This is a genomic window from Bacillus sp. mrc49 (assembly GCF_002803435.1).
In genome coordinates this window covers 59,369-82,581 of the sequence record NZ_PHNG01000688.1, presented here as the reverse complement: position 1 = coordinate 82,581, position 23,213 = coordinate 59,369, and the positions used below count along the sequence as shown (strand labels likewise).

20 protein-coding genes, 1 pseudogene and 1 riboswitch are annotated in these 23,213 nt (G+C 42.9%); of the genes and pseudogenes, 2 read left to right on the top strand and 19 right to left on the bottom strand.

The annotated features are described in order from the left end of the window. Positions 1-28 precede the first annotated feature (28 nt). Genes CVN76_RS11690 through CVN76_RS11675 form a run of 4 tightly spaced genes read right to left on the bottom strand, consistent with a single transcriptional unit; the run spans position 29 to position 4,013 of the window. Complete coding sequence (locus tag CVN76_RS11690) at positions 29-844, bottom strand: LysM peptidoglycan-binding domain-containing protein (protein WP_100531379.1); 816 nt, start codon at positions 842-844, stop codon at positions 29-31. Continuing rightward, entirely contained in the window at positions 822-1,448 is a 627-nt protein-coding gene (locus CVN76_RS11685) for a CPBP family intramembrane glutamic endopeptidase (protein ID WP_100531378.1), read from the bottom strand. The genes CVN76_RS11690 and CVN76_RS11685 overlap by 23 nt, the downstream gene beginning before the upstream one ends. Then, positions 1,438-2,952, bottom strand: a complete 1,515-nt coding sequence (locus CVN76_RS11680) for a RecQ family ATP-dependent DNA helicase (RefSeq protein ID WP_100531377.1) — start codon at positions 2,950-2,952, stop codon at positions 1,438-1,440. Before CVN76_RS11680 ends, CVN76_RS11685 begins: the two co-directional genes overlap by 11 nt. Next, a complete protein-coding gene (locus CVN76_RS11675) occupies positions 2,949-4,013 on the bottom strand; it encodes a helix-turn-helix domain-containing protein (RefSeq protein WP_100531376.1) in 1,065 nt (354 codons plus the stop codon). The genes CVN76_RS11680 and CVN76_RS11675 overlap by 4 nt, the downstream gene beginning before the upstream one ends. Positions 4,014-4,302: 289 nt before the next feature. Between CVN76_RS11675 and CVN76_RS11670 the strand changes: the two genes are divergently transcribed. After that, a complete protein-coding gene (locus CVN76_RS11670; RefSeq protein WP_034308087.1) occupies positions 4,303-4,551 on the top strand; it encodes a ferredoxin in 249 nt (82 codons plus the stop codon). Between the two features lie 238 nt (positions 4,552-4,789). Here the strand turns inward: CVN76_RS11670 and CVN76_RS32370 are convergent. Next, positions 4,790-5,008 (bottom strand): annotated as a pseudogene (locus tag CVN76_RS32370) (transposase); the annotation flags it as partial. A gap of 452 nt (positions 5,009-5,460) precedes the next feature. Continuing rightward, positions 5,461-6,042 carry an ECF transporter S component gene (locus tag CVN76_RS11660; RefSeq protein WP_100531374.1) on the bottom strand — a complete coding sequence of 194 codons (582 nt, stop codon included), beginning with the start codon at positions 6,040-6,042 and terminating at the stop codon, positions 5,461-5,463. Between the two features lie 166 nt (positions 6,043-6,208). Beyond that, a riboswitch (FMN riboswitch) is annotated at positions 6,209-6,345 on the bottom strand. 634 nt (positions 6,346-6,979) lie between these two features. On the opposite strand from CVN76_RS11660, the gene serA reads away from it, so the two are divergent. After that, positions 6,980-8,554 carry a phosphoglycerate dehydrogenase gene (serA, locus tag CVN76_RS11655; RefSeq protein WP_100531373.1) on the top strand — a complete coding sequence of 525 codons (1,575 nt, stop codon included), beginning with the start codon at positions 6,980-6,982 and terminating at the stop codon, positions 8,552-8,554. A gap of 65 nt (positions 8,555-8,619) precedes the next feature. Here the strand turns inward: serA and CVN76_RS11650 are convergent, their stop codons facing one another. The 13 genes from CVN76_RS11650 to ahpC all read right to left on the bottom strand — a co-directional run bounded on the left by CVN76_RS11650 (position 8,620) and on the right by ahpC (position 22,950). Further along, positions 8,620-9,834, bottom strand: a complete 1,215-nt coding sequence (locus CVN76_RS11650) for a hypothetical protein (RefSeq protein ID WP_100531372.1) — start codon at positions 9,832-9,834, stop codon at positions 8,620-8,622. Beyond that, entirely contained in the window at positions 9,800-10,360 is a 561-nt protein-coding gene (gene sigX / locus CVN76_RS11645) for an RNA polymerase sigma factor SigX (protein WP_100531592.1), read from the bottom strand. Before sigX ends, CVN76_RS11650 begins: the two co-directional genes overlap by 35 nt. A 224-nt stretch (positions 10,361-10,584) precedes the next feature. Beyond that, positions 10,585-12,372 (bottom strand): ATP-binding protein, encoded by a 1,788-nt coding sequence (locus tag CVN76_RS11640; RefSeq protein ID WP_061144322.1) that lies wholly within the window; start codon positions 12,370-12,372, stop codon positions 10,585-10,587. Next, positions 12,369-13,085, bottom strand: coding sequence for a response regulator (locus tag CVN76_RS11635; RefSeq protein ID WP_100531371.1), 717 nt, complete (start codon positions 13,083-13,085; stop codon positions 12,369-12,371). Before CVN76_RS11635 ends, CVN76_RS11640 begins: the two co-directional genes overlap by 4 nt. Positions 13,086-13,377: 292 nt before the next feature. Then, positions 13,378-14,556, bottom strand: a complete 1,179-nt coding sequence (gene ccsB / locus CVN76_RS11630) for a c-type cytochrome biogenesis protein CcsB (RefSeq protein WP_061144324.1) — start codon at positions 14,554-14,556, stop codon at positions 13,378-13,380. Continuing rightward, positions 14,549-16,198, bottom strand: a complete 1,650-nt coding sequence (resB, locus tag CVN76_RS11625; RefSeq protein WP_100531370.1) for a cytochrome c biogenesis protein ResB — start codon at positions 16,196-16,198, stop codon at positions 14,549-14,551. Before resB ends, ccsB begins: the two co-directional genes overlap by 8 nt. An 18-nt stretch (positions 16,199-16,216) precedes the next feature. Then, the gene (gene resA, locus CVN76_RS11620; RefSeq protein WP_061144326.1) at positions 16,217-16,747 is read right to left on the bottom strand and encodes a thiol-disulfide oxidoreductase ResA; all 531 of its coding nucleotides are present in this window, start codon (positions 16,745-16,747) and stop codon (positions 16,217-16,219) included. Positions 16,748-16,939: 192 nt separating this feature from the next. Then, entirely contained in the window at positions 16,940-17,680 is a 741-nt protein-coding gene (rluB, locus tag CVN76_RS11615) for a 23S rRNA pseudouridine(2605) synthase RluB (RefSeq protein WP_100531369.1), read from the bottom strand. 312 nt (positions 17,681-17,992) lie between these two features. Next, the gene (locus CVN76_RS11610; RefSeq protein WP_198512542.1) at positions 17,993-18,532 is read right to left on the bottom strand and encodes a spore maturation protein; all 540 of its coding nucleotides are present in this window, start codon (positions 18,530-18,532) and stop codon (positions 17,993-17,995) included. Between the two features lies 1 nt (position 18,533). Beyond that, complete coding sequence (locus tag CVN76_RS11605; protein ID WP_100531368.1) at positions 18,534-19,127, bottom strand: nucleoside recognition domain-containing protein; 594 nt, start codon at positions 19,125-19,127, stop codon at positions 18,534-18,536. Next, a complete protein-coding gene (locus CVN76_RS11600; protein ID WP_100531367.1) occupies positions 19,120-20,280 on the bottom strand; it encodes a D-alanyl-D-alanine carboxypeptidase family protein in 1,161 nt (386 codons plus the stop codon). The genes CVN76_RS11605 and CVN76_RS11600 overlap by 8 nt, the downstream gene beginning before the upstream one ends. 344 nt (positions 20,281-20,624) lie before the next feature. After that, a complete protein-coding gene (locus CVN76_RS11595) occupies positions 20,625-22,271 on the bottom strand; it encodes an FAD-dependent oxidoreductase (RefSeq protein ID WP_100531366.1) in 1,647 nt (548 codons plus the stop codon). A gap of 115 nt (positions 22,272-22,386) precedes the next feature. Continuing rightward, on the bottom strand, positions 22,387-22,950 hold the full coding sequence (ahpC, locus tag CVN76_RS11590; RefSeq protein ID WP_061144331.1) for an alkyl hydroperoxide reductase subunit C: 564 nt from the start codon (positions 22,948-22,950) through the stop codon (positions 22,387-22,389). Positions 22,951-23,213 lie beyond the last annotated feature (263 nt).

The window sequence follows — 23,213 nt, the reverse complement described above, 5'->3', positions numbered from 1 at the left end:
ACCCTGCCAATAAGGCAAGGTGTCATCATTATTTCTTGATCGGAATTTTCAAAACCTGCCCGTTGGATATTTCATTGCCATTCAGTCCATTCCACTTCTGGATAAGGGCAATGCCTTCCTGGGATTTGTAATAATTCATTGAAATCCGGAACAGGGTTTCCTGTGGTTGAACAGTATGTAAGACAACCTTATATTCATCCTTATCTGGCTTTGCGGCTTGAGCGTTTTGGGCTGCCTTTTTCTTTTCTGCGGCCTCTCGCTTGGCTTTTTCGTCAGCCAATTGCTGAGCCCTTGCCTTTTCTTCAGCTTCCTGCTCGGCTTTGACCTTATCTTCCGCCTCCTGCTCGGACTTAGCTTTTTCCTTCGCTTCCTGCTCGGCTTTGGCTTTCTCTTCAGCTTTTTTCTTAGCTTGTTCCTCTTCCTTAGCCTGCTGCTTTTGCGCTTCTGCCTCCGCTTTTGCCTTAGCTTCTTCTTTCTCTTTCTTCGCTTCGGCCTTCGACGGTTCTTTTTCATCATTGCCCTTTAAATCCTTTGCAGTTGCTGTAGTCGGAATCGTTTCCTTTGCATCCTCACCATTTTCAAAAACGATTTGGTCAGTTTTCGGATCTTGGGCCGGTAATTTCTGAAGATATGAATAAAGGCTGTAAAAACCAATCGGAAGTAAAATGAAAAACAACGCCAATGCCTTGATGATCGGAAACTTGAACTTCACCTTACTTTTTTTCTTTTTATTTTGGTGAATTTTACTGCGCTTAGGCAATGACTTAGCCTTATGACGTTCAATACGCGAACGAAGTTCACCTGCCTGATCGTTATCCTGCTCACCCTTTTGCACTCGATTCATTCAAGTCACCCCCCTTCTTACCTAACTCTTTTTGCTTTTTGTTCCTAATTAAAACACCCAGAATAAAGTCAATCAAAAAATGGGCCATGATCGTCACGATGATATTATCGGTCCATTCATATAAAAAACCGATAAAAAAGCTCAAAACCAATACATTTAAAAATAAGAACCAATTAAACAAGTAACGATAATGGACGGCTGCAAAAATGATGCTCGTCCACAGCAAACCAAAATGGGTTTGCAGCACTCCGCGAAATAATAACTCTTCACTTACCGCAACCACTGATGCAACGACAAAAATCATCGAATACGGCAAATGGCTGAAAATGCGTTCGTTGATTCCCCCATCATCCTGATAGGAAGGGGGTGTCACTTTCATCAATATAACATCCAATACCACGACGAGGACTCCAGCGGGAACACCGATCAGCAAAATGTTAAGGTCATTGAAGTTAAATAAGTCGAAAAATGCGGAACGGTCTTCAAATAAAATAATACCTAAAAAAAATGCTAACGTTAAGAGAATAATTTGTGTAAGAAATAAATTTTGGAGCAACTGCTTATCTGTCAGTTGCTTAATTAATTCAGCCTGCTTATTTTTCATTCCCATTTTCCTTTTTTAATAAAATGAAAGCCAGTTCCTCTTTCCATGTGGAATAGGAATGAACCTGATCATGCTTGACATCGGGCCATGCATCAACCATTCTTTGCGCGTCCATTCCACAGTAGTCACAGCATTGCGGGTTTACTGCTTGCTGCTTTTCATCAAAGTAATCCAATACTCCTAAGCGCCGGCATTCCTTTGCATGAATCCAATTCAAGAACTTATGCAGCTTTTCTTGATTGGCGGACTTTCGCTTTTGGCAATATTGCTTCATCTCCGCCATTTGGTGTAACGGGTTTTCATTGGCTGTCATGAGCTGAGTGAAAAAACGAAGCTGGATTTCGTTCAAGGAATAGGCTTGCGAGAGCTGTTCTTTTTCAGGAAGGGTGCAACGGGACAGCGTCAAGCCTGAAGCGCCCAAGTACGAGCATACCCCTTCAATTTGAGCATCGGTCGGCAATTGTTGCTCCATCAAATGCAGCGGAAGTCCTTCATCGCCATCACTATATAATAAGATGGCCACGCTTTGCTTCCGATCCCGCCCCGCCCTGCCTATTTCCTGAAGGTATGCCTCCATTGTCGATGGCATATGAAAATGAATGACATATCTGACATCCGCTTTATTTACTCCCATGCCAAAAGCACTTGTCGCACAGATAACTTTCAACTGACCGGAAATGAATTGCTGCTGAATCAGCATCCTTTGTTCCTGTTCCATCCCGCCGTGATAATAATTGACACTATCTATTCCATTTTCCTGTAAAAAACCAGTGACTGCCTCGGCCACTTTTTTAGATGAAAAGTAAATGATTCCACTGCCGCTGAATTTCCTCACTAGCTCCAATGCTCGTAGTTGCTTCTCTTCATAGCTGTGCATACGTTCGAGCAGTATCGTAATATTTTCACGGTCTACGGATGAAACAATTTCTTCTGCCTGCCCGATATTAAGCTTACTTACGATGTCCTGCCTGACTTCATTGGTTGCCGTTGCTGTCAGTGCCAGCGTTAACGGATCGTTCAGCTCGCGCCTCACTTCACCTAAATTCAAATAATCCGGACGGAAATCATAGCCCCATTGCGATATGCAATGCGCTTCATCAATGACGAACAACCCTATTTCGATTGATTTCAAGGATTGAATCACACCGTCAAGGCTGAGCATCTCAGGGGATAAAAAGATAAACCGGTAACTATGTAACCGATCAAATGCCATCCTTTTTTGGTTCAGCGTCAAAAAAGAATTGAGTGTCAAAACGCTTTTTTCACCATTCATTTTCAGCTGATCTGCCTGATCCTGCATTAACGATAATAACGGGGAAACAATCAGGACAGTTTTATTCAAAAGGTAGGCAGGCAACTGATAGCATAATGATTTACCAGATCCGGTGGGCAGCATCGCCAATGTATGGCGGCCGGCCAACAAAGATTCAATCACTTCTTTTTGCCCCGGTCGGAATTCATCAAAGCCGAATTTATTTTTGAGGTAATGTTCCATATTCATCATTGGTCACCCATCTTCGCGAGTACAAGCCTGATCTGGAAAAAGCTTATTTCTTTATTATCGACCATCTGCTTGATTGCCTTTAGCTTTTTTGTGCCAAGTTCCGTGATTGCTGCCGCAATATCACGTTCATCCTCGCGCGACACATAATCGGCTATCGGAAAACTTTTATCCGATAGAACGATTTCGACGAGATGATCTTCAATGGTATTTTGCTTCAGACGGCGTATTTCAGCGATCTCCCCCATGCTCCTTCCTTCCTGCAAGTATTGCAAGGTCGTTTGTGTAGATTGGGTCAAATGAGGGTTCCCGCCCCTTTTCCAATCAAATGTCAACGACGCCAAAAGCGGATGATCCGCTCCATCCCCCAATTCAGCAAGCAATTGATGCAACGAGTCAAGAAACATGAACCGCACGTATTCTTCTTCCGCTGCTTTCCTTTTGGCAATCTGTTCAAAAGTCAGGCCAATCCGGTTTACCCCCGTTAATTTGAGGATGAATATATCCTTTTTCAACTCACTTTGCGCTTCTAATAGCGAAACCAGCTCTTCATATAGATGCATCGCTATCAAGCCTCGGTCCTGACGATTCGTATGTAGGAATTCCTTTACGAAATATTGGATCTTAGGGCTTCGCTGTATCGGATAAAAACGTCTTTCATTGTGGACAATATGGGATATGGTTTGAATGAGCAAATTTAACCTGCCCCAGAAGACAGGGGTGATATTTTGATATTTCCAGCCATTCAGGTAGGTTGGAAACGGATTATCGAACAAATATCCGGCTAATGTCTCCTCGCCATGTTCACTAATTTCATAGGCATCCGGTTTATCCGTCGGATTAATCAGGCCATCGTTAATGAATTGTTCTATGTTTTGATTTAACTGCTGACGGGTAAATACAGGCATCGTCCCAAATATATTCGTTAATCCGAATAAATGGGCATCCTGAATCGTTTGTGACGACTTCTTCCCCTGCAGCATATGGTATATAGCATAAATGGAACGCTCGCCTTGAAATTTTTTTATCGCATATAGAATGATTGCCTGTAGATAATTATTCATGGGACTCACATCCTTATTTCATCGATCCGTAAACCCTATTGTAACAAAAAACAGCAAAAGTCGCCGTTTTTATTGCTTAATATAAGGAAGAAATTGTGACTATATGACGAAACAAGGCAAGAGTAAAATGAAATATTAGAATGTTTTCCATTGACATTCCGCTCTATGATAGTTATTCTCAATACAATTTCTATTGAAAAGTTTGGCATTGGGTCTTACAATAAGAAAGAGATAATAATCTGGATAAAAAGATTATCAGTTGTTAAACAACTTAGGAGGGGTTATATTCATGGCTAAATTTACGATTGTGGATAAAGAAACATGCATTGCATGCGGGGCTTGCGGAGCGGCAGCACCGGATATATATGATTATGATGACGAAGGGATCGCTTTTGTTACCCTTGACGATAACGAGGGAATCGTGGAAATCCCGGATGTACTTATAGATGACATGATGGACGCATTCGAAGGATGTCCAACCGATTCCATTAAAGTTGCCGACGAGGCCTTTGACGGAGACGCACTGAAATTCGAATAAAGGTACAAGCCATTTTCAGACGAGAATGGCTTTTTTTTATTTGCACCGCTTCCCCTTTTGGGAAAGCGAAAAAAACCGGATATCTCTGTGGTTTCAGTTTGTAGACAAAAGGGGTTCGGAATTAAAAAATTCCGAACCCCTTTTGAAATTCCCTTTGAATTTTCGCCTATAGTTAAAAGATTGTGGCTCTACGAGCCAACTATGTTAGGCCATTTTTGGACCTTGCCATGTCCAATTGCTTCTTTACATTCATGGCAGCGAAAGTAAGCATCGCCTGCATCGACAATTTTTCAAGTCCCCTTAAAGTAGTCCAACGCATACCATGCTTTTCTTTTGCATCTGCGAATACACGATCAATCGTTTCACGCAAGGAACGAATACCGAAGGTATGTTGAATGAGAGTCAGTTTCAATAATATAACGGGATTAATACTTGGGCGTCCTACCTCTGAATACATATCTTTCACCAAGTCATAAATGAAAGTGAAGTCCATTGCAGCCTCAATTTTATGAACCAACTGGTTCGGTCGCACCAGTTGATCTAACGTAATCATTTCAAGTTGACCTCGCAGAATAGAATCATGTTTAGAAAGCATCCTCATCACCTCAAGTTTTAATCCTTCTATTTTAGTACAAAAATGACTCTAGGCAAAAGTGTTCTAACTAAAAGGTAAAACAAAGTTGGTTGGAACGGAAGGTACGAGACTCCTGCGGGAAATGCGAGTCACGGAAGACACTGGAGGCTGAAAGCCGAGGAGGCTCCCGGACCGCCCGCGGAAAGCGAGTGCCTGGAGAGGAAACCAACGGCCACATTGTATAACTCATAAAAATAGACAAACTCGATTCTTATCGAGTTTGTCTACAGTCTGAAACCGGATATCTCTATCCGGTTTTTTTATCGTCAATGCCCTTAAGCATTTTTATATATGGTTTGCTTATTGATCCATGTCTGCAATTTAATGAACAGCAACATGAATACTGAGGTGATAAGCAAGCCCTTGATCACATTGAAAGGCAGGATTGCAGCCGTTACGAGCTTCCTTGATTCCGTTGCCGACATGGCATCCCATCCCATAAAGAAGGTGTACGCCGGTAAAAAAACGAAATAGTTCAGGACACTCATTACTACCGCCATGGAAATGGTGCCCGCAAGCAATGCGAACGTCATTCCTTTTTTCGAATTGAGTTTTTTGAACACATAGTAAGTCGGCAAAACGAACAGGATGCCCGCTAAAAAGTTAGCGATGTGCCCTATTGGTACAACTGTCAGCGTACCTGTCATGATTAAATCCAAGAGGTTTTTAATGAATTCAACCAATATTCCAGCGACCGGGCCAAAAATCAAGGCGGCCATCAATGCGGGAATATCACTAAAATCAACATTTAGAAATGACGGGAATCCCGGAAACGGGAAATTCAAAAGCATCAATAAATATGAAATGCTCCCCATCATGGCCAGTGTGACCGTTTTTTTCACTTTGCTCTTTTTCATAGTTCTCTCTCCTTCTTTTCCGATCTACCTGAAAAAGAGGTTTGGGTTCCATCAACATGCTGATGTGCAATAAAAAACCCTCTAATTCCGATTGAATTAAAGGGATTAATTAAAGGTTACATCAAACAAACGTTCAGCAAATGATTGTTGAAACGCAATCAGGAACCTCCATCTTCTCCCATCCAGACTATACTGTCGGCTTTGGAATTGCACCAAATCCTGCCCCGAAAGGCTCGCGGGCTTAGAAGAAGCTTTTTCTTCATCACCGCCGGTGGGGAATTGCACCCCGCCCCGAAGATAGACCTATAAAATTTTTTGTTTCCTTCCGTTTCCGAAAGGATTAAGTGGCTTTACATCGGTATTTTATGCGTATGGGGGATTTTATGTGTTTGTCACCAACCCCTTGAAAACTCATTTTTCCTGCAAAGTTTCCCTGCCCATAACCTACCGTTTTAATTCCACCTAATTTACTTGAGTTTAACATGTAATTGAAAAAATGCAAGAAATAAATTCCTGATTTCATCCGCTTTTTCATTCGATTCAACCCAATTTACTTAATTTGCTACCCACGTTTATTACTTTAAAGGGGAAATGACTAAGGGCTCATATACCTGCCTTCTTCCTCACCTGATGACTCCTTGAATTTCTTTAGGTTCCAGCAAAAATTCATTCGAACCGATTTCAGCAGTGAGGAGTTGTTTTGCAAGTTGATCGTTGATTTCCATTGCAAGCACTCCCTTTAGCGGGGCATCCAAAATTAATGAATGCAATTCTATATGCTTTTATAGCTTTCTATGTTAAAACCGATCATACGGCGTACGTAAGCTGCCAACCTAAGTGCTAACACAATTAATAATCCCAAATTGACATCCTCCATCGTTAAATTGTAAAATTAACTGAAATTTAAGATAATTATCCACTAGGAAGGTGTGTAGTCATGTATCGAATTTTAGTAGCAGATGCTATTCAACAAGAAGGACTCGGTCCGCTATCAGGGGCATCCAATATTCTTCTCATTCAAAAGACGGTAGAGGAAGCAGCAAACGAACTAGAACAGATTGATGCTATCCTTGTAAGAAGCGCAACGCAGGTCTCGGTAGATTTAATGAACAAGATGCCGAATTTAAAAATCATCGCCCGCGCAGGTGTAGGCGTGGATAACATTGACATCCCCGCTGCAACGAAGCGCGGAATCTTAGTGGTTAATGCGCCTGACGGCAATACCATTTCTACAGCTGAACATACTTTTGCCATGATGGCTTCACTTATGCGCCACATTCCTCAGGCAAACGCCTCACTGAAGAATGGGGAGTGGAAGCGTTCTTCCTATACAGGTACGGAACTCCGAGGCAAAACATTGGGCATTGTTGGATTTGGGCGTATTGGAGGTGAAATTGCCAAGCGCGCTAAAGTGTTTGGCATGGATGTCATTGTATATGACCCATTCCTGACCGCTGATCGTGCCAAGAAAGTGTCCGTAACATCCTTGCCCTTGGATGAATTGCTTCCTAAAGCAGATATCCTTACTGTACATACTCCACTAACCGCTGAAACGAGGGGGTTAATCAATAAAGAAAAATTGAACACTTGTAAAAAAGGCGTTTATGTCCTGAATTGTGCCCGCGGCGGAATTCTCGACGAAGATGATTTATACGAAATGATCGTTAAAGGTCATGTAGCCGGCGCTGCGCTGGATGTTTTCGTCGAAGAGCCCCCCCTTGGCCATAAACTGCTCGAACTTGATAGTGTCATTGCCACGCCTCATCTGGGTGCATCCACGAAAGAAGCCCAATTGAATGTGGCCGTACAGGTCGCACAGGAAGTATTGACCTATTTCGAGGGAAATCCAGTCTCAAGTTCCATCAACCTGCCAGCCATTTCCAAAGAAGTGTTTGAGAGGGTCCAGCCCTTCTATCAACTCGTCCAGCAAATGGGATCGATTGCTTCACAGTGCATGAAAGAAGGAATTCAAGAAATCTCGGTAACCTACGCAGGAGACTCACTCGACTTCGATACAGCGATCCTGACAAAAAGTTTAATTTCAGGTTTCTTCAAATCTAGGGTTGACGCATCAGTCAATGAGGTGAATGCCCTGCTGGTTGCAAAAGAGCGCGGCATCACAGTCGGGGAAAAAATCTCCACGGACCCCTTAGGATATGCGAACTTGATCAGCCTGAAGGTCAAGGGCGATAACCGGGAATTAACGATCAGCGGTACGTATATCGAAAATTACGGTTCACGGATCGTGAATTTGAATGGTTTCAAAATCGACTTTCATCCAGAACCACATTTACTGTATATCCAGCATACAGATAAACCTGGAGTAATCGGAAACGTAGGGAAGATCCTAGGAGATCATGAGGTGAACATCGCCACGATGCAGGTAGGCCGTAAAGAAGCTGGAGGGGAGGCCATCATGGTATTAAGCTTTGATGCCCCGCTCGAGGATAACCTCAAACAAGTCTTGATGGAAACGAAAGAAATCACCTTTATGGCCCGCATAGCCTTATAAAAAAAGCAAAAGTGCCTGCAACATGGGCGCTTTTGCTTTTTTTCTGATAGAAAATAGCCTTCGTCTTAATTCATTTGGTTAGGTGCCCTCGGCACTGTTATCTCGCCTGTTAAATCCAGATGCCCCACTTTTTCGATCGAAGCATTTTCGAACTTCACTGTTTCATAGCCAAAATCCTTTGCGATGAAAAGAATCGCTTCTATGGCTTGAAGATTCCGCTCACTATTTTCCATAATCATATTTTCTGCTAAATGAATGGTCACATGACTCCCTTTAGACTTAATTCGTTCCCATTCCAGGTCTTTTGGGATGGCAGGTGATATTCCTTTTAATTCGGACTGCCTTTTCCCGGCTTGCAGCGCTGCGGAAAACTCCTGATATTGGACAGTGCTTGGGACGAGCAGCTTTGGAGAGGATTGATTTTTTTGGTAAAGGTGGTAAGTTCGCCGTTTATGTTCGGGTATATCAAGCTTCTTTAAGAAACCTGCATGCAAAAACTTCGCCCCTTGCTTACCATCTGTAGCAAAAGTCATCTTCGTTATATTATTATAGGAAAGGCTCTCTGCCATGGAAGAGAGAAAAAGATCATCCTCATCCAATAGTGGACTACCTTCTCGAAACTCAATGTGAGCAGTCGTCCTATCGCTGCCTTCACTAATCGTTACATCAAGCGGAAAATAGTCAGATAAACCATATCGCTCTTCATCGACCTTGGACATTTGCTTGACCATCCGGTTCAGTGTATCCGATTCGTCAAAGGATCTAAACTTGAAGGAAACAGGGACGATGATATTCATTTGATCATCAGGAATGCCCAGCGTAATGACCGAGACATTTTTCAGGTCATTCTCGTAAATCGCATGTGTAAACGTTTTTTCCTGACTTCCATTAAAAGGTTCAATATCCAATTCCTCATCTTTGGCTTCCATTTCTGCATGGTTGCCCGAAAGCGTTTGGTTTTCCTGGATATCTCCCGAGCTGCTTTCTTTCGATTTAGCTCCATAATCTGCTGATTCCTTACTTTCAGTAACTGATAACTTCCGGCTGCCGTCACTTTTTTCCGGACCCACTCCCCCATCTTTTCCAGTCATCAATGCTGACGCCACAACAATCATCAGGAATAGGGAAGCAACGCCAGCCAATAGATGTAATGAGCGTTTCTTTTTCTTTTTATCATATATCCCCGCCATTACTTCTGCCTTGGTTCTGTCATCCTTCATTTTTGGAAGCTCGCGTAGCATGTCTTCAATTTCTTTTTCGTTCCAACGGGATTTTCTCAATGCCGCGCGCCTCCTTCCCTGATAGATCTTCCATCAGCTTTTTGATCACCTTGATGGCACGGTGCTGGGTCGTTTTTACCTTACCTTCACTCCAGTTCAATATCTCAGCGGTTTCCGTTATCGACATTCCCTGTATATAGCGAAGAATGATGACGGACCTTTGATTTGTCGTGCATCGGTTCAAGCATTGATAAAGGGCTTGGATATCATCATTCAAGATTGCCACTTCTTCAGGAATCGGCTGGGTATCCTCAATCGATTGCCGATCCCAATCAAAGTTGGCAAAAATTTTATCCTTCCATCCTTTTTGCTTACGGAAATGATCGATCGTCACATTTCTTGCGATGGAATACATCCAGGTTTTTTCACTGCTTTTACCTTCGAATCGTTCATACGCCTTCATGATCCGGATATAGACCTCCTGTACAAGATCCTCGGCCGTTTCTCGATTTTTAGTCATATAATAAATGAATTGATAGATTTCATGATGATATTTTTCATAAAGATCGTGGAAAACGGAATCCATCATTTCCCCACATCCGTTCATAAATATAGTCGTCAAACTTGAATGAAAAGTTACATAAACCCGCTTCATTCTTATTATAACGTTGAACCAATTTCCACATATCCGGCATTTTTTCTTGGATTACGCTTGAGAAAAAAAACAAAGGCAAGTTGGAATTTCGTCCACATGCCTTTGTTTTTCACCGTTTCTCATGAAACAAGATTTTCTGGCAAACTCTCCGTTAATCATTCAGTATTTTCCATGATTCGAGGCAGGATAAAACTGAATGTTGTCCCTTTATCCGGTAAACTGTTCACCGAAATGTAACCATCATGGGCATTGATGATATTTTTTGCGATTGCCAATCCCAATCCCGTACCTGACCGGCCGCGGGTCCTTGCTTTATCCGCTTTGTAAAATCTTTCGAATACGAAGGGCAAATCCTCTTCTGGAATACCCGATCCGGAATCCCTAACATCTATGACCAGCCCTCTTCGATCACTGGTCCTTTGAATGACATCAATGTTACCTCCTGAAGGAGTATGGCGGATCGCATTATCGATCAAGTTCGTCAAGACTTGTTCAATACGATCCGGATCGAAGTGCCATTCAATATCACTGTCTTGGAGGTTCGTGGATATGGAGATTCCCTTCTCCTTGGCCAGCACGGAAAACTTGCTGGTAATCCTTTTCAAGTAAGAGGAAATGGGCACACGCTCGTAGCTAAGATTCATTTTTCCCGATTCCAATTTAGCCAAGTCGAGTAAATCATTGACTAAACGTCCCATCCTCAAGGACTCATCATAAATGATGCGGGCCATTTCCATCTTTTCCTCTTCGCTGCTGGCTATGTCATCAACGATCGCTTCACTATATCCTTGCAACATGGAAATCGGCGTTCTCAGCTCATGGGAAACATTTGCAATGAAATCTGTTCTTAGTTTATCCATCCGCCTTTCATCACTCATATCCCGGATGATGGCCACAGCACCCCGGATATTGTCGGGATTGGTATATAGGGGACTCACAATCAAGCCCCAGTCACGGCCCTGCAACGTAATTTCCCCGACCTGTTCCTTATCCAGAGACTCGGATTCATCAAACAAGTTCATCAGCACCAACGGGACATTCACATTATCTTCCCGATTATAGCCCTTCTCGAAGTACCAGGATTGCAAGAACCTTTCGGCTGGCGGATTGGTCTCAAGGATCGTACCATCTTTATTGAAGGTGATGACCCCATCTGCCATACTGCTTAGAATGCTTGAAAGGTGCTCCTTTTCCTGGCTGAGCGCATTCATGTTGAATTTCAGCTGCTTTCTCATCTGATTGAACGCTATCGCCAGCTCGCCGATTTCATCTTGTGTCAGGATCGGAACCTTTGTATCAAATTTCCCTCGTGCGATGGCCAGTGCAGCTTCCCTCATCTTCACCAATGGAGCATTTATTCTGGTAGATAAAAAGAAGGCAAAAAACGTCGTCAAAATAATGGCGATTCCGGCGGCCAATAAAATGAACTGTGTCGTCGATTTTGTCGTTTCTTCCATGGACTCCAACGATTGAAATAGGAATACTTCGTCCTGCTCGCCATTCAACTCCAGCGGCACGCCTACAACGATTGCGGATAATTCCTGATCCTTATCGTCGGATAGCGCCATTTCCTTTTTCACGGTCTTCCTTTCCGTAAAAACTTTAAGCAATTCGGAGTCCGCCTTGATGGATTGCGGCGTTATTTCAACCTCGTTGTCACCAATGGATGAGAACACCATTTTATCATCGTTCAAAATGATCATTTTCGTTTCATTTCCTATCAGCTCCGAAGCTATTTGCAAAACATCCGCATGAGACCCTTGATGATCATTTGTCACCTTGATGATTTGTTCAGCCGTTTTCGTCAAGTCGTTCTCGATATTTTCAATTTGGAAATTCTCAAAGAATTCGACGAGCAGGACGGTCAAAACGATCAATACAAATGACACAAGTAATAGGATCGTCGCCCACAGCTTCCCTACAACACTGCCCCATAGCATCAGTCATTAATGACTTCGAACTTGTAACCGACACCCCAAACCGTAACAATCATCTTGGCTGCATTTTCCGATATTCGGTTTAGTTTTTCACGTAAGCGTTTTACGTGTGTGTCTACAGTTCGAAGATCTCCAAAGAATTCATAGTGCCACACTTCTTTTAACAACTGCTCCCGATCGAAAACTTTATCAGGGGATTTGGCCAGGAAATATAGTAATTCATATTCCTTAGGAGTTAAAGAAACCTCTTTGTCATCGGCAAGCACCCTATGGGCATCATTATCTATGGTTAAATGGGAAAAAACGATCACATCTTTTGCCGTCGTTTCCGTCTGAACGTAACTCGTGCTTGAAGAACGGCGCAATAAAGCTTTGACCCTTAACACGACTTCACGGGGACTGAACGGTTTCACGATATAATCATCGGTCCCCACTTCGAACCCTTGTACCCGGTTCACTTCTTCCCCTTTAGCCGTCAGCATGATGATCGGCGTCGTCTTCTTCTCCCTCAGCTCTCGGCAAACTTCGATTCCATCCTTACCGGGCATCATGATATCCAATAAAATCAAATCATAGTCATTTTCGAGGGCTTTCATTAATGCTACATCACCATTTTCCGCTTCATCGATTATGTATTCCTCTCTTTCCAAATACATCTTTAATAATCGGCGAATTCTTTCCTCATCATCCACCACGAGAATTTTAATCGCATTATTCATATGTAATCAGCCTCCTATCCTATATTCTACAAAATGAATACTTCGATGCCTAATATTATTTCCATCCAAAGTATGATAAAACGGCGATTCCGCATCACTACCACGGACATTTCACCATTTTGTCACATTAATCGGCTGCATGCATGCTTCGAGAAATGGTCATGCACTTCACCGCGTTATCCTTTTTTATTGGGCGCTATAGAAAAAGGGATCATTCTCTAGAAAATTCGATCATCCATCTTCTCGAATTTCTATCAAAAGATCCCCTTCAGCTACATATTACAATACAGAATCATGCGTATGAATGCAAACCGGCAATTACCAGATTAACGAATATCAAATTGAATATCATGATGGCGAAACCAATGACGGCAAGCCAAGCTGATTTTTCCCCTTGCCATCCTTTTGACATGCGCAGATGCAAGAATGCTGCATAAAACAACCAGGTTATAAGTGCCCAGACTTCTTTTGGATCCCAACCCCAGAACCTTGTCCATGCCACTTGTGCCCATATCATGGCAAAAACGAGGGCACCGAGTGTAAAGATTGGAAAACCGATAAGGACCGAACGGTAACTGATCTCGTCCAACAGGCTCAAATTCACATTTTTAACGATTGGCTTTATCAAGGCCGCTACCCTTCTGCGAGTTATCAATCTTATAAGACCGTAAAGAACGATCCCGGCTCCTGTAGACCAAATGACTGTATTCAGTTTTTTGGCATTGATGATCGCCGGCATGCTTACAAGCGGCTCAAGCCGATCCTGCTCGATCAGTTTCCCTTCATGGGGACCCACTAACGCAGGCAGGTTGAATTCCTGCTTGTCCGCTGCACCCTTTTTATCGATCCAATCGAAATTCGCTTTGTAATCCGTTGCTGCAAAGGTAGAAGTGATGATGACAAAACCGATGGTGCTGACTAACGTGAACATGATGACCTCAAGCCAGAACGTTCTTTTACTGGCATGTGTTTGATCGACGAATTTAACTAAATAGATGATGGCTGCCACGAAACTGATCGCAAGTATCGACTGTCCCGCCGCCGCAGTCGTTACATGTATATGAAGCCAATCACTCTGCAACGCAGGGATGAGCGGTGATATTTCCGTAGGGAACATACTGGCATAGGCAATGATCAATAACGCAATCGGTAAAGCGAATAATCCAAGTGCGGGTGTTTTATAAAGGAAGTAAATTAATATGAATGCACCGACCAGCATCATTCCGAAAAAGGTCGTGAATTCGAACAGATTACTTACAGGGGCGTGGCCTGCAGCAATCCATCGAGTGATGAAATAGCCAATTTGCGCAGCGAAACCAAGAATGGTGACGGAAATGGCAAGCATAGCCCATTTATTTTGTTTCTTTTCCTCCGCTCCCCGTTTATCCTTTATCGCCCCCCCAAACAAGAAAGTGGCGAGTAAGTATAGTATGAAAGCTGCATATAAAAAGTTACTGCTCATTTCAGCCATTTAAAACTTCCCCCTTAGTAGAAGATTTCTCCTCTTCAAGTTGATCTGTTGGTTCAGAAAGAGATGTCGATTCTATCGCTTTTTTGATATCTCTTTTAATGCCATGCCAGTTTTTGTTCGTATGGCCGGCCATTACTATCTCATCCTGTTTCCTTTTGATCCATATACGACGGTGATTCCAATACGAGCCTTGGACCACACCCACCATGAAGATGATTCCCCCAGTGAAAAGAATCCAGAGCGTTAAATCCTTCCGAACGGTCAAGGCCGTGACATCTTGTGTTTCCACACCGTTGAAAGCCATTTTATACGTGTTTTCACCTAATGGCTCGGCAGTCTCTTTAATCGCCACGAAACTGACTTCCCCCTCAGGCTTATCCGGTGTATGCATTTTAAAGATAAATGCTGGATTATTCGGAATCTTCGATATCGTCCTCGGTTCGCCTTTTTCATCAAACTCGAAATCAGGGAAGTAACTGATCAGATCTACGGAATAGCCCTCATTCAACTCGTATTTCTTTTGCGGATCATTCAAATCGATCTTCACACTGCCAAATTTCTCTTCCGTTTTTTTGTTGATCAAATTAAAAGACATCGTACTGAGCTCATCCAGCTTATAATCTACTTGATAGAGGGCGTAATGATCATGTTTCAGAGGTTCATTGACTTTGATTTTATAATCTTTAATCTTTTCAAGGCCGACGTTCTCCCCTGGTAAAGCATCTCCCTTACGTCCATAGAGCGTAACATCGGATTGATAGGTTTTGGCTATCGTACCCGTTTTATCGATGGCGGCGCTGTATTGCTCGTCCTCTTTGTTGCCTTTGTCATATACCTCTAAGGTGAATTCGTTATTCTGGAGATAGTATTCGCCATTCGTGCCGGGAATCTCTTTTCTCTCTCCTTCCCTGAGCCAAACGACTTTATCGATATACATGCCCGGGACAGAACGCAGTAAGGCACCCATTAAAAAAATGATAAGTCCGATATGATTAACATAGGGCCCCCACCGTGAAAACCTGTTCTTTTCGGCAAGTATATGACCGTTCTCCTCACGAATATGATAACGCTGCCTTTTCAGTTCAGCCTTTACTTTATCCAGATCGATATCCTGATCATCAAGCTTTGTTACCCCATATATCCTCTGTCGCTTCATGAACCCGTCATGCCGGGTGACCCCTTGTTTTTTTAATGAACGATATAAAGGAAAGAAACGATCGATACTGGCAACCAGCAGTGATATGCCAAGCATGCCGATTATGAGCAAATACCACCATGAACTATACAAATTATGAAATCCAAGTTCATAATACAGCTTTCCGAACCAGCCGTATTCCAGTTCATAATGCTCTGCCGGCGTAGCAGTTGAAGGAATATACATTTCCTGCGGTAAAATCGTTCCGATGGCTGAAGCGATCAAGGCAATGACGATGAGCGACACCCCCACCTTGACGGATGAAAAAAAGTTCCATATTTTATCAATGATCGTTTTCTTGTAGGTTTGCGAACGCCTCGCACTTCCTTCATAGCGCATATCGATAAGCTTATTTTCTTTTTCACTGCCAAGCACCATGCCGCACTTTCCACAAATCTCCGTGCCAAACGGATTTACATGACCACAATCGCATTTTACTTGTTTCATGTCAAAAACTCCCCAGTATTATGGTTTGATTCTCTCCATATGCTTTTGGATGCTCTCTTCTGTCAAAGCTCCGGTAATGATATCTATCACTTGTCCCTCTTTATCAATCAAAAAAGTAACGGGTAAAATATCCACGCGATAAGCATTTTCCACTTCCCTGCCTTGATCGATCATGACCGGAAAAGTAAGATCATGCTTTGTGATGAAATTATCGACAGCATAATCGGATTCCCCGACGTTGACCGCCAATACCTCCACACCCTGGTCTTTATAGTTTTGATATTGATGCTCCATATACGGCATTTCATATTCACACGGCTTACAATATGTACCCCAAAAATTCAGGAAAACACCTTTCCCTTTATAATCGGACAGTTTATGTTCTTTGCCTTCCATATCGGTCAAAACGAAATTGGGGGCATCTGATCCTTTTCTAAGACTTTCATTCTTATCTTTAGTGAAGTTCGTATAAAGGGCAAACACTAAAGCTGCACCTAACAACAGAAGAATGATGGTTCTGCTTATTAAGCGTCGCTTCTTTTTTTCCATAGAAATCCTCCTAAGGCAACACTAAATTTAACCCTACCATTATACCATTTAACACCATGTCATTTTTTTGCATTTCCGAAGGTTTTGTGACATTCATTACCGTAGGATGAAAGAAAAGGTATTTACAGGTTGTTTTCCACCACCCCTTCTTCACAGGGAAAAATGGGGTAGTGGTTTCAACCTAATTCTTGCTTACATCCTTCTTTGTTTAGGGTCTGTCGATGCCATGGTACGCATCAATTTGACCTCATGCGGAGTCAACTCCCGGGAATCTCCAGCGGTTAAGCCGTCCAAGGTCAAAAATCCGTATTGTTCCCGCTTCAATTTAATCACGGGATGGCCAATCGCTTCGAACATGCGGCGCACCTGTCTGTTCCTGCCTTCATGTATCGTGATTTCAACGATGGCCGTTTCCTTTTTCTTGTCGGTAGACAATACCCTGGTCTTCGCTGGAGCTGTCTTGCCATCTTCGAGCTTGATGCCTTTTTCTAGCTTTTTCAAGCTCTCACGAAGTGGCATCCCCTTCACTTTTGCCACATACACTTTATCCACTTCATGCTTGGGATGCATTAATGTGTTTGCAAATTCTCCATCATTGGTCAATACAAGCAAACCCGAAGTATCGTAATCCAACCGGCCAACCGGATAAATCCTTTCATTGATGTAAGGGAAATAGTCCGTTACGACCTTTCTATTCTTATCATCCGAAACGGCCGAGATGACGCCGCGCGGTTTATAGAAGAGGAAATAAACAGGAGCTTCTTTTTCAAGCGGGACTTCATTGACCTCGACCTTATCGTTGGGCCCCACCTTCACACCCAATTCCTTCACTAATTTGCCGTTCACTTTTACCTTACCTTCCAAAATCAACTCTTCTGCTTTACGGCGGGAAGCCAGTCCAGCATGTGCTATCACCTTTTGTAATCGTTCCATCTATCTTCACCTCATAGTTTAATCATTGGTTTGTCATTGTCTACAAATACACAATCATACAATTATTACATATGGAGAGACAAAAACAAAAGGTTTTTCGCGATAATGAACTTTTCTTTTCATATTGCACCAATAATGGAACAGTTAAATGGGTTGGTTTCCATAATGAGTGTAACATAGCTTTTTTTTCCATACAAAAAAATATTCCTTTTTGAGTGGTGTTTAAACTCATAAAAAAATAGGCCCGCACTAGGGATCATCTATCCGAAAAAAGACAAAAAAAAAGAAATGGGGCGCCCATTTCCTTGATCTTTAATTCATTCCGAAAACGAGTGTAACGACGATGACGGCGGCTATGATTCCGATTAAATCCGCCAAGAGCCCGACCTTCAGGGCATCGCCCATTTTTTTGATGCCGACAGCTCCAAAGTAAACGGTCAATACATAGAAGGTGGTGTCTGTGCTTCCCTGAATGGTGGCTGCTAGGCGGCCAACAAATGAATCCGGCCCATAAACCGAAATCAGGTCACTGGTCATGCCCAATGCAGCCGTACCCGATATGGGCCTGATTATCGCAAGAGGTAACACCTCTGACGGAAAATGCAAAAGCGCAAGCAAGGGGTTTACTAATTGGACAAAGTAATCCAAGGCACCAGATGCCCTAAACACCGAAATTGCCACTAACATTCCTACCAGGTAAGGAATGAGGGAAAAGGACATGTTAATTCCTTCTTTCCCCCCCTCGACGAAGGTTTCATAGGTCGGGACCCTTTTCAATGTACCGTACAGCAATACGGAGAGAATCAAAAGCGGTATCATCCAAATCGAAATGGTGGTCATCCAATGCAACATTCTATTCCCTCCCGTTCTTTTTTCTCCTGTAATAGAAATATCGATCGATCGCAATTCCTCCGATGGCAGAAATGGCAGTGGCTATTATCGTCGGAAAAACGATGTCGGTTGGTGAATGGGAATCGTAATTCATGCGGATTGCGATGACTGTCGTTGGAATCAACGTTACGCTTGATGTATTGATCGCCAAAAAAGTAACCATCGACCGGCTGACGGTCGCTTTACCCCCATTTAATTTTTTCAGCTGCTCCATGGCTTTTATCCCAAGGGGAGTAGCGGCATTCCCTAGACCGAATGTATTGGCCATCATATTCGAGAGGATATACCCCATGGCAGGATGATTGGGCGGGACTTCAGGAAATAACCATCGCATGAATGGCTTGAACAAGGTGGATAGCTTATCAAGCAGTCCCGATTCCTCTGCAATCTTCATCAAACCCAGCCAAAAAACAAGTATGCTCATCAGGCCCAAACAGAGGGTGACCGCTTCCTTTGCGCTGACAAAAAGGGCTTCATTCACCTGATCCATCGTCCCATTGATCATGCCAAATATAATCCCTATGACGAACATTCCACCCCAGATATAATTAACCATTCCGTTCGATTCCCAACACCGCTTCGAACATCTCAACCCAAGATGATTGGAATGATTGCTGCTTGAAGCTCTCTTCTGATTCCCCGTAAAAAATCGAGCGCGTACCTATTTTCTTTCCATCAAGATAAATGGAAGCCCTGCCGACCACTTCCGGAATTTTCCGTTTGTCCTCCCAAGCCTTCTTCGGCTTCAGCAATTTCATTTTTACCTTGATCAGGTCGCTTTCTTCCTTCGTCAGTGGGTACGTGAAATCGTTCTTAATGTACACATGCCCTTTATACGTTTTATTTTTCAAGTCCTTTACCGGGCCTTGCGGCAAGATTTCCGTCCGCTTGTACTCCTTAAAAGCGGATTCATACATTTGAATATGATCATTCCAATCATCGGGTCCATTCAATGTCACCGCAATCAGGTCATGACCATTTTTTGTTGCCGTCGTGACCAAGGTGCGTTTTGCCAGTTTCGTATAGCCGGTTTTCCCGCCTGTGCAAAACTCATATAATTGTGTAAGAAGGCGGTTCTTGTTCTTCCATACATAATCCCATTGTTCAGTTGAATTGGGGGCCCTATGCACCTTCGTACCGGCAATCTTTGCATACGTGTCATTTCGCATGGCATAACGAGTCAATATGGCCATGTCATAAGCAGTCGAATAATGGTTTTTCGTATTATCAAGTCCATGTGGATTTGAAAAGTGTGTATTTTTCATGCCAATTTCTTCCGCCTTTTGATTCATCATCCAGACGAACCCATCCAGGCTCCCGCCAACTTTTTCACTGATTGCAACGGCTGCATCATTTCCTGAACGCAGCATCAGCCCATAAACCAAATCTTCAAGCTTGATCTTTTCTCCTTCTTTTAAATAAAGGGAAGAACCCTCCGTCCCGAAGGCATTGCTGCTTACCTTTACTTTTTCATCCATTTCACCGGATTCGATGGCGAGGATCGCCGTCATGATTTTTGTGATGCTTGCTATGCGATTCTTCTCATGTGCATTCACTTCATAAATGACCCTCCCGCTTTCCTCATCCATAAGGATCGCACTATGGGCGCTGACGGCTACATTTGCTTTCGCGCTTTGTACAGGTGCCATGAAAGACAACAGGAGAATGACGATACATAAACTCGATAACCCTTTATATGGAAAACGCATGAGTGCCCCCTCGTCTCTTTACTTGTTTTTGTACAAGTTTATGCAGGGGGACAAGTGTTATGATTAAAAAGAACCGAAAGTGGATGTATAACTTCTTTTCAACAAACAGGCATACAAAAAAACGATAGGGGCCCCCCATCGTTTCAGACTATGGTATGCGTTGGACTGCTTTAGGACATGGCAAGGTCCAAAACTGGCCTAACAAAGAGGACTCGTAGAGCCCTGATCTTTAAAATTCAGGCGAACATTCAAAGAAAATTTCAAAAGGAGGACGGAATTTATCATTCCGCCCCCCTTTTATCTACGAACTGAACGATAGGAGCCTCTATCGAATTATTGTTCTATTATACTAATAATGCAGCAATTTCATCGATTTTCTTGGCACCGAATACGACTTCTTCATCATTGATGATCATAGCCGGAACGCTCATGACTTTATATTTCTTTTTAATTTCCTGGAAGTTATTGATATCGACCATTTCCGCTTCAACATTAGGGTTTTCGATCGCAATGCGCTGTGCACCGACTACAACATCCGGACAATAATGACACGCCAAGGAAACCATAACCTTAATGTTCGCTTTTTTACTGATTCCCTTAATGGAATTCAGTACGGTTGAATCCAAAGCCTGACCAGGACCAGCTAAGTTATAGATGGCCAAGATGAACGAATTCAACTCGTGCCCGCCTGGTACACCGTGGTATTTGACACCGCTGTATTCACCGCTCGCATTCAGGAGGGAAACGACAGGGAATTTATCAGCATTGATTTTTTCCTCGATTTCCTTATTCTCGCCCTTCGAATACAACTCAAGATGAAGCTTGTCACTTAACTCGGCAACATCCAGCAAGAAGTCACGCAATTCCACTGACTTTGGCAAACTTTCATCCACGATGGATACCAATGTGACGTCGCTCTCCATCTTGCCGAAGATTCCTTTCAATTGGCCGCGCAATGCATCACTCAATAATGCGCTCTTCCCAGCCGGGACGGCAGCTTGTTCCTTCTTCGCCGGTTTTTCCACCTGAGGCTCATCCTTGATGCCTAAGCGATCTTTTTCCTCGGCAATGTACTTGCCCGCATCCGTTGCCGCAATCGCACCGTCAGATACGGCCGTGATTATCTGGCGCAGGGATTTTGGCCTTAAGTCACCAGCCGCATATACCCCATTCACATTCGTCTTCATATCATCGTCCGTAAGAATGTAACCTGCATGGTCCATTTCGATATGACCGCGGAAGATTTCCGTTTTCGGCTCATACCCTATGAATACGAATACTCCGAATGTATTATCTTCTTCTTTCGCCATATATTCAAATTCCACTTTGGTCTTATTATTGATGAAGCGGGCACTCTGAATCATCCCGTCTCCATAAACGCCAAGGATTTCCGTATTGAATTTCACTTCAATCTTATCATTTGCCATTACTTTATCCACGATCGACGGGGCACATGTAAAGCTTGATTCCCGGGCAATTATGGTAACTTTCGTAGCAAAGCGAGTCAGGAAGATGGCCTCTTCGGCAGCTGCATAGCCAGCACCGATAACGAAAACTTCCAGCCCATCAAAGAATTCACCATCACACGTTGAGCAATAAGCTACGCCGCGTCCTGTAAATTCCTCTTCACCCGGAAATCCAAGTGTTCTCGGTGAAGCACCTGTTGCGATGATGATCGCGCGTGCTTGGTAGTCTCCGCCAAGGGTTTTAACGACTTTTACTTCACCGGAGAAATCGACGCCCGTAACGTCGGCTTTTGCGATTTCCACGCCAAAGTCTTCATTTTGAAGCTTCATTTCTTCCACTAACCTCGGGCCGGAAATATGGCGGATACCAGGATAATTGGCTATTTCCGATGTTGTTGCAGCTTGTCCGCCCCCAGTCCCTTTTTCAAGGATGATGGTCTTCAATTTGGCTCTCCCTGCATAAACGCCAGCTGAGAGGCCTGCAGGTCCGCCGCCAATAATCAATAAATCATATATGTTTTTCATTTTTGTGCTCCTTGCTGTAAATTAATTTCGCGTCAATCCGATTATATTGAAAAACAAAAGGCACTTATTTTAGGTAAGTGCCTTTTGCTTTAATGCTGGTTCGTCCCGTTAAAAATTAAAGTTTTCCTACTAGGTCTAAGCTCGGTTCTAATGTATCTTCACCTGGAGTCCATTTAGCAGGGCAAACTTTATCTCCATGTTCAGCTACGAATTGTGCAGCCTGCACTTTTCTTACAAGCTCTTCTGCATTACGGCCGATTCCTAGGTCATTGATTTCGTATGCTTTGATTTGTCCTTCTGGGTTGACGATGAAAGTCCCGCGCAGTGCCAGACCGTCTTCTTCAATCAATACACCGAATTGACGGGATAATACGTTTGCTGGGTCAGCTAACATTGGGTATTGGATTTTACCGATTGTATCTGTAGCATCAGCCCACCCTTTATGGCTGAAATGAGTATCTGTGGAAACGGAGTATACTTCACAGCCGATTTCCTTGAATGTTTCATAGTTATCTTGAAGGTCAGCTAATTCTGTTGGACATACGAATGAGAAGTCAGCTGGGTAGAAAAAGAATACAGCCCATTTCCCTTTAACATCTTCAAGTGTAACCTCTTTGAATTCTCCTGCATGGTAAGCTTGTACTTTAAAATCTTCAACTTGTTTGTTAATCAATGACATATTGAATTCCTCCAATGGCTTTTTTTTATCTGCTCCTATTTATAATAATTATTAAATAGAAATTAGTCAATAAATATCCCTTAATAATTTTCATGTTCACAAATTAGTCACAGTTTATATATTGATATACATTTATTGAGTTTATTTACCCAGTGTACATAAAACAGGCTCATTTTCTACATTCCCAATACTATCTCAAGGTAATATCGAAACTCAAACTCATTATTTTGAAAGTTGCCACTGCCTCCTTTTCAAACTAATAT

Bases quoted from the DNA above. Each gene is read 5' to 3' on its own strand.
- CVN76_RS11690 (WP_100531379.1), bottom strand. From the start codon at position 844: ATGAATCGAGTGCAAAAGGGTGAGCAGGATAACGATCAGGCAGGTGAA.
- CVN76_RS11685 (WP_100531378.1), bottom strand. From the start codon at position 1,448: ATGAAAAATAAGCAGGCTGAATTAATTAAGCAACTGACAGATAAGCAG.
- CVN76_RS11680 (WP_100531377.1), bottom strand. From the start codon at position 2,952: ATGATGAATATGGAACATTACCTCAAAAATAAATTCGGCTTTGATGAA.
- CVN76_RS11675 (WP_100531376.1), bottom strand. From the start codon at position 4,013: ATGAATAATTATCTACAGGCAATCATTCTATATGCGATAAAAAAATTT.
- CVN76_RS11670 (WP_034308087.1), top strand. From the start codon at position 4,303: ATGGCTAAATTTACGATTGTGGATAAAGAAACATGCATTGCATGCGGG.
- CVN76_RS11660 (WP_100531374.1), bottom strand. From the start codon at position 6,042: ATGAAAAAGAGCAAAGTGAAAAAAACGGTCACACTGGCCATGATGGGG.
- serA (WP_100531373.1), top strand. From the start codon at position 6,980: ATGTATCGAATTTTAGTAGCAGATGCTATTCAACAAGAAGGACTCGGT.
- sigX (WP_100531592.1), bottom strand. From the start codon at position 10,360: ATGGATTCCGTTTTCCACGATCTTTATGAAAAATATCATCATGAAATC.
- CVN76_RS11635 (WP_100531371.1), bottom strand. From the start codon at position 13,085: ATGAATAATGCGATTAAAATTCTCGTGGTGGATGATGAGGAAAGAATT.
- ccsB (WP_061144324.1), bottom strand. From the start codon at position 14,556: ATGGCTGAAATGAGCAGTAACTTTTTATATGCAGCTTTCATACTATAC.
- resB (WP_100531370.1), bottom strand. From the start codon at position 16,198: ATGAAACAAGTAAAATGCGATTGTGGTCATGTAAATCCGTTTGGCACG.
- resA (WP_061144326.1), bottom strand. From the start codon at position 16,747: ATGGAAAAAAAGAAGCGACGCTTAATAAGCAGAACCATCATTCTTCTG.
- rluB (WP_100531369.1), bottom strand. From the start codon at position 17,680: ATGGAACGATTACAAAAGGTGATAGCACATGCTGGACTGGCTTCCCGC.
- CVN76_RS11610 (WP_198512542.1), bottom strand. From the start codon at position 18,532: ATGTTGCATTGGATGACCACCATTTCGATTTGGATGATACCGCTTTTG.
- CVN76_RS11605 (WP_100531368.1), bottom strand. From the start codon at position 19,127: ATGGTTAATTATATCTGGGGTGGAATGTTCGTCATAGGGATTATATTT.
- CVN76_RS11600 (WP_100531367.1), bottom strand. From the start codon at position 20,280: ATGCGTTTTCCATATAAAGGGTTATCGAGTTTATGTATCGTCATTCTC.
- CVN76_RS11595 (WP_100531366.1), bottom strand. From the start codon at position 22,271: ATGAAAAACATATATGATTTATTGATTATTGGCGGCGGACCTGCAGGC.
- ahpC (WP_061144331.1), bottom strand. From the start codon at position 22,950: ATGTCATTGATTAACAAACAAGTTGAAGATTTTAAAGTACAAGCTTAC.